This window comes from Streptomyces palmae (genome assembly GCF_004684805.1).
Classification (GTDB): domain Bacteria; phylum Actinomycetota; class Actinomycetes; order Streptomycetales; family Streptomycetaceae; genus Streptomyces; species Streptomyces palmae.
Window position 1 is genome coordinate 1 of the sequence record NZ_SRID01000382.1, and the last position, 6,475, is coordinate 6,475.

The following is a 6,475-nucleotide window of genomic DNA, read 5'->3' on the forward strand; positions in this document are numbered from 1 at the left end:
GTGGCCGGGGGGATGCGATCATGGGCGAGTCGTGTTCATTCGCCCGTGAGGTGATTTCTTGAGGAAGGTGGCACTGCGTCCCCACGCACTGCTGCCTCGGCAGTACGACCACCGGAAGGTCCTGGCCACCACAGTGGACGCCTGGGGCCGAGCGCTCTGGTTGATCTGTCCCGATGCGGAACTCCGTCCCCGTTCGCACGGCAGGCCCTACCCCCAGCCACGCACCCGGCCCTACGACGCCCTTCTTGTCATCGACAGCGAAGGCGCCATCCAGGAGCAGTTCCTGCGTGGAGTGAGCTTGCGCGTGACCCAGTTGGACGCATTGCCCAATGGCCGATTCGTCCTGGAGGGCTATGGTGACGCAGGGAAGCACAATGCCCAGATATACGGCGCTGACGGCCGACGCCGCCGAAGCTTCGCGATGGGGCGTGCGGTCGAGTACCTGATGGCGGACCGGCGACACCATGTGTGGAGTGCCTACTTCGACGAAGGCGTGTACGTCGACCCGATCAGCGCCGCCGGCCTGGTGCGCTGGGACAGCGGCGGCAACCACCAGTGGGATTACGCGCCTCCGAAGGGCATCGAGTACATCGACACGGTCTATGCCTTCAATGTCGACGACGGCGTCGCGTGGGCCAGCTACTACCCGACCTTCCCACTGCTTGAGGCCCGTACCAACGGACGGATTCGCCTCCGTACGACCCCTGTGGTCGCTCCTGTGGGCATGGCCGTGCACAAGGATCAGATCGTCACACTCGGGGGCAACCGGCAGCCAGACCGCCTGCACCGTTGCCGCATGACCGAGCACGAGGCCCTGCTGATAGAGGAAGCCCGCCTCACCCTCCCCAACGGCGCACCCCTCAAGCGGTACGCACGCCCTGTCGGGCGAGGCCGGCACCTGTACCTGCATGGCGCATCGCCCCGGCAGTGGTACGTGATGGGCATATAGGTCACATCAAGTGACTCTGGCTCACCCCCGCGCCGACACGATGCGGCAGCGCATAAGCCCGTGCTCAGCGGCCGACTTCGACGTTCGTCAGGGCGGGCAGGGCGCGCAGGAGGCGGGTGGCGCGGGCGGGGGTCGGTGCGAACCGTCTCCCTCCTGCCACGTTCCGACCGGCGATCGCGCCACTGGCGCGGCAATGACACCAGCCGGACGCTGAGGGTGGCGGCCGGCTCGGTGGTCGTCACTACGGCCAGTCGACCATGCTTGCGAACACCAGCCCGAGCACCAGCAGGCTCAGCGGCGCGGACCTCGCGGCGAGCTTGCGACGGTCGCTGAACCGCTGCTGCCAGGGCAGAACCCATGCGGTGACCAGCAGGGCCATCGGCACCAGGAGACCGACCTGGAACACCGGGTAGGCGGTGGCGAAGCTCGAATCGAAGCGCTTGCTCACAGCATCGGTGCAGGAGTCACAGACCATGGGAGAGAGCGTCACATACAGGTAGGAGATCAGCATCGCGGGCACGGTCAGGAGGGTGGAGACCAGCGGTGCGACCCAGGCCTTCGGAGTACGGGCAAATGGTTCCTCGATCACGCTTCCCAACCAACCATTCCTGGCGGCGGGGTACATGAGTAGTCGTACTCATGTTCCGTCTGGTGCTGTGATCGGATGCCGCGTGTGGAGAGCCATGCCGTGGCGAAGGAGCCAGCCCGAGCCTGTGGGGCTGAGGGATGTCGATGCCCGACGGCGTGCGGTCTCGGCGGACTGACAGATGACCTTCGGTGTGGTTACGATGCCGGAGATGATGAACTTCTCCTCGTACGGATTGGGGGAATCATTCGCGCAAGGTGAGTGCTGATGGCACATCACTTCGCGAATGACATTCCCGCCCACTTGTCGATGTGGCAGCGCGTGCGCGAGTACGCCGTGCCACAGTCCATGATCGAGATCGCGACCGCACGGCGTGCGGTCGGTGACTGGGCGGGGGCCTGCGCCGCCGCCCGGATCGACGTCGATCTCGATCTGCGCGCCGTGCGCGACCGCCACGGCACTGATCTGGTCACTCGCCTGCGTGCGGATCTGCGTCGGCTGGCGCCGGATCTGCTTCGCTGGCACATGCCCCGGATCGCCCCCGACGGGCGGCTCCGGCCCGGCCTCACCGTCTCTCTGGCCCGTTATCGGAGTTCCGGCGCCACGCCGCTGCAGTTGGTGGTGCGGACACCGCCGGCGTGGGCGGACGCCGGGCAGCGGATGTCGCTGGCTCTGTGGGAGGGGTCCGGGAAGGGCGCTCCCCGGCACTACCCGCACCCGCATCCCGACCGGCGTTTCCGGCTCGACCTGCACCGGCATCTCTGGGATTCGGGCCGGAGCGGCGAACTGGCGCTGCGGTGCGGCGCGGGAAGGGCACTGCCCGTGGCGCCACCCGACCGGCCCCACCCACCCGGCAGACCAGGCCCGCCGGATGGGCCCAGTGTCGGTGATTCCCCGTGGGCAGTGGCGCGTTGGGCCGCCGAGGCGGAGTTGCTGTTGCGGGCCGAGGGGCGGCCTCGCGGGGCCTTCACCGTGCGGCTCGGCGCGCGGGGCCGTGCCGTGCTCGAACTCCTCGCCCCCGACGACAGCCATGCCCCGACCTTCCGGCCGCTGCGGGAGGCCCTGCCGCGGCAGGAGGTCGCGGCGCTTCCGGTGCTACCTGAGGCGGCGACCCGGGTCCTTCCGGATCTGGAACTGCTGCTGGCCGGGCTGGTCGCGGCTGAGCGGCTGCATCCGCTCGTCGCCATGGCACTGGCGGCGTCCGGCTCCGCGCCGGTGGCCGGCCCTGACCCCGGCCCCGGCCCCGGCGATCCGCACCGAGTGGAGTGCCGGGGCGAGGTCCACCGGATCGCGCTGCGGGACGGGGTGCTGACCGCGATCGATCACGACCCGGCCCAACTGCGCCGCGAGGAGCTGCTGGTGGCGCTCGGCGGGCCGGCGCTGCCCTGTCTGCGGGCGATCGACGCGGTGCACCGCACCCCGGAGGCACTGCCCGCGGTGCGGGAGCGGCTCGGACACGGTGACGTCGCCGGGGCGCTGGCCGTGGTCGAGGGGCTGCTCGGTCCCGGTGCGATGCTGCGTGACGGGCCGCTGCGGGAGGTACTGGAGTCAGCCGCGGCCCAGCGCATCGACCACGGGCTCTTCCGCTCTGGGCTGGTCGCCATGCATCCAGGTGCCGATGCGGCCTCCGAGACGGGCCGCCGTCCCCGGCTCAATCGCCGTACACCGCTCGCTGTACGCCCCAAGCGGAGCAACCTGGCCCGGCCGCGGACCGGCCTGATCCGCTGACCGGCTCCCCCACCGAAGCCTCCTTCCCCTACCGCGCAATCAGCACCGCACGCCTCCATGACGTCCGGGACGGGCTGTCTCGTCCCCTCATTCCAGCTCAGGTGATGCCCATGACCCGCGCCGCCCTCCTGCCCACCCCGGTCCCGGCTGCCGGTGCCCCCGCGCCCACTCCCGCCGGCACGTCCGGGACCGGCACCCACCTCGCCCTCGCCGACAGCCTCCTGGCCCTGCTGCGGACGACCACCACCGAGCAACGCCCCGACGAGCAGCTCGAAGCGCTCACCCTGGCCGTCGCGGCCGACCTGCCCGTACTGCTCTGGGGCGAGCCGGGCATCGGGAAGACCGCGGCCCTGACGCAGCTCGCCGCCTCACTCGACCTGCCGCTGACAACCGTGATCGCCAGCGTCCACGAGCCGTCCGACTTCTCCGGGCTGCCCATCGTCGGCGACGACCCCGCGGTGCGAGGGGTGCCGATGGCACCGCCGCAGTGGGCCGTGGAGCTCGTGGCGGCCGGGCGGGGGCTGCTCTTCCTGGACGAGCTCTCCACCGCCACCCCGGCCGTCCAGGCCGCGCTGCTCCGGGTCGTCCTGGAGCGCAGGGTCGGTGCGCTGCAACTACCGCCGGGGGTACGGATCGTGGCCGCTGCCAATCCGCGCGCGTCGGCGGCGGACGGGTGGGAGCTGAGCCCGCCGCTGGCCAACCGGTTCGTGCATCTGCACTGGGTGCACGACCGGGAGGTGGTGGTGCGCGGACTGGGCGGGGTCTGGCCCCGGGCGGAACTGCCCCGGCTGGCGCCGGAGCGGCTGCCGGAGGCGGTGGCCTTCGCCCGGCGCGCGGTCTGCGGCTTCCTGGAAGCCCGGCCGACGCTGATCCACCGGCTGCCGAGCACCGAGACACGGCGCGGTGGCGCCTGGCCCTCGCCCCGGAGCTGGGAGGCCGCGTTGACCCTGCTGGCCTTCGGCACGGCGGCCTCCGTATCCCGGGAGGTGCTGGCGCTGCTGGTACGGGGTGCGGTGGGGGACGGTCCGGGGCTCGAACTCCTCGCCCATCTGGACCGGATGGACCTGCCGAACCCGGAGTCGCTGCTGGCCGATCCGGCCTCCGCCGAGCTGCCGGTGCGGGGCGATCTACGTCAGGCCGCGCTGGAGGCGGTGGTGGCGGCCGTCGGGGCGCGGCCGGAGCGGGAGCGGTGGGAGGCGGGCTGGGCGGTGCTGGTCCGGGCGCTGGAGACCGGCCCCCCTGATCTGCTGGTCGCCCCGGCCACGGCGCTGGCCGCGCTGCGGCGCGACGACTGGGAGGTACCCGAGGCGGTGGAGCGGCTGGCCGGGGTGGTCGGTCTCGCCCGGCGGGCGGACCGGTCGGTGGCGCGGGCGGCGGCGGCCGAGGCCGGGCGTGCGGCGGAGGCGTGCCGATGACGGGGGCCGCCAAGCGCCCGATCCCCCGGCCCGCGCCGCCGCGCCGGCTGCGGCCCGCGGTGCCGGGGCCACCGGCCGACTCCGGCGGTCCGCTCCACCCGCCCGGTCTCCCGCTGGACATGGAGAAGTTGCTGGCCGCCCGCCTGCACGCGGTGAAGGTCCGCCCCTACCTGGCCGACGCGCTCTTCGCACTGCACGTGGTGGAGGACCGGTCGGTGCCGACGATGGCGGTGGACGCGTACTGGCGCTGCTATGTCTCCCCCGGCTTCGTGGCGCGCACCCCGGTGGAGGAGCTGGCGGGTGTGTGGGTGCACGAGGTCTCCCATCTGCTCCGGGACCACCACGGGCGGGGCGAGCGGTACGCGCGGGAGCACGAGGAGCACGGGCCGGGCGAGCGAAGCGAGACGGGGGGGCTCCCCGGGCGAAGGCTGGGCGAGGCTGCGCCGGAACATCGCCGCCGACTTCGAGATCAACGACGACATCTACGGTGACGGTCTTCCCCTGCCTGCCGGTGCGGCGCTGCCGTCCCTGCTGCGTCTGCCCGACGGGCTGCTGATGGAGGAGTACCTGCGGACGGCCTCGATGTCCGGGCTCGCGGCGGACCTGGCCTGGCTGGACTGCGGCAGCGGTGCCGACGGGCAGGACCGGCCCTGGGAGCTGGGGCCCGACGGGGCGCACCGGCTCAGCAGGCAGCAGCGGGACGCGGTCCGCTTCCGGGTCGCGGAGGGGATCAAGGGCCGACCGGGCGGCGCCCCGGAAGGATGGCGCCGATGGGCGGACGAGGCGTTCCATCCGCCGCAGCCGTGGCGGCAGTTGCTGGGGGCGGCGGTCCGCTCCGCGGCGGCCGCGCCGGGGGCGGGCGAGAACCACAGCTACCGGCGTCCGTCTCGGCGCTCGGCCGGTGTCCCGGGGGTGCTGCTGCCGAGCCTGCGCCGTACGCCGCCCCTGGTCTGCGTGGTGATCGACACCTCAGGGTCGGTGAGCGATGCCGAGCTGGGCAGCGCGCTGCTGGAGGTGGCGGCGATCTCGCGGGCGGTGGGCGGGCGGCGCGACCTGGTCTCGGTGATCTCCTGCGACGCGGCGGCCGGGGTCGCCGTCCCGCTCTGCCGCGCCGAGAACATCGAACTGCTCGGCGGCGGGGGAACGGATCTGCGCTCCGGCTTCGCCCAGGCACTCCGCTCCCAGCGGCGCCCGGACGTGATCGTCGCCCTGACGGACGGCCAGACACCGTGGCCCTCCTCGCAGCCTCCCTGTCGCACGGTCGTCGGTCTCTTCCCCCGTCCTTCCCTGGCCGTGGATGAGGAGGATCCCGACTACGTCCCGGACTCCCCGCCACCGTGGGCGCGTGTCGTCGCCATCGGCTGAGAAAGCGCGGCGGTGTCACACGCTCCGCCGTCCACACACGGGTCGAGGGACTTTCGGGACCGTGTGAACCTCGGCGTGTCGGCCTCCCCCGATCCCGGGCGACCCCAAAGGTGTCTCATATCGGAGAAACCGCTTGAACATGATGATGCGCCACACCCGAGCATTTCCTAACGATTCATCCGTATTTACATATACTCGATGCACAAGTGAGAAGCCGGCAGCCGAACAGTTCACGGAGGACGGAATGAGACGGAAAAACACGACCCTTCTAGGGCGTACTGCCGTACCGGTTCTGGCTGCGGTGCTGCTGACGGGAGCCGCCTCGACTGCCCAGGCGATGGCCAGCGGCATTGACGGCAACAGCGGAAAGGGCGACTGCCCGCGGACCTGCCCGCCGGGAAAGCCCGGCCCCCCCGGCCCCCCCGGCCCTGC

At 72.0% G+C, this 6,475-nt stretch carries 4 protein-coding genes and 1 pseudogene; 4 read left to right on the forward strand and 1 reads right to left on the reverse strand.

All coding sequences use genetic code 11. The annotated features are described in order from the left end of the window. Positions 1-67 precede the first annotated feature (67 nt). Positions 68-949 carry a hypothetical protein gene (locus E4099_RS27195; RefSeq protein ID WP_245245207.1) on the forward strand — a complete coding sequence of 294 codons (882 nt, stop codon included), beginning with the start codon at positions 68-70 and terminating at the stop codon, positions 947-949. Between the two features lie 241 nt (positions 950-1,190). Here the strand turns inward: E4099_RS27195 and E4099_RS27200 are convergent, their stop codons facing one another. Beyond that, positions 1,191-1,538 (reverse strand): hypothetical protein, encoded by a 348-nt coding sequence (locus E4099_RS27200; RefSeq protein WP_135341776.1) that lies wholly within the window; start codon positions 1,536-1,538, stop codon positions 1,191-1,193. A gap of 264 nt (positions 1,539-1,802) precedes the next feature. Here E4099_RS27200 and E4099_RS27205 point away from each other — a divergent pair, with 264 nt between their 5' ends. The 3 genes and pseudogenes from E4099_RS27205 (at position 1,803) to E4099_RS27215 (ending at position 6,043) form a co-directional block, all read left to right on the forward strand. Then, a complete protein-coding gene (locus tag E4099_RS27205) occupies positions 1,803-3,263 on the forward strand; it encodes a hypothetical protein (RefSeq protein ID WP_135341773.1) in 1,461 nt (486 codons plus the stop codon). 110 nt (positions 3,264-3,373) lie between these two features. Next, a complete protein-coding gene (locus E4099_RS27210; RefSeq protein ID WP_135341774.1) occupies positions 3,374-4,678 on the forward strand; it encodes an AAA family ATPase in 1,305 nt (434 codons plus the stop codon). A 119-nt stretch (positions 4,679-4,797) separates the two neighbouring features. Further along, positions 4,798-6,043 (forward strand): annotated as a pseudogene (locus tag E4099_RS27215) (vWA domain-containing protein). The last annotated feature ends 432 nt before the right edge of the window (positions 6,044-6,475 follow it).

What these genes read in the sequence shown, in the direction of transcription:
- E4099_RS27205 (WP_135341773.1), top strand. Translation starts at nt 1,803, where the DNA reads ATGGCACATCACTTCGCGAATGACATTCCCGCCCACTTGTCGATGTGG.
- E4099_RS27210 (WP_135341774.1), top strand. Translation starts at nt 3,374, where the DNA reads ATGACCCGCGCCGCCCTCCTGCCCACCCCGGTCCCGGCTGCCGGTGCC.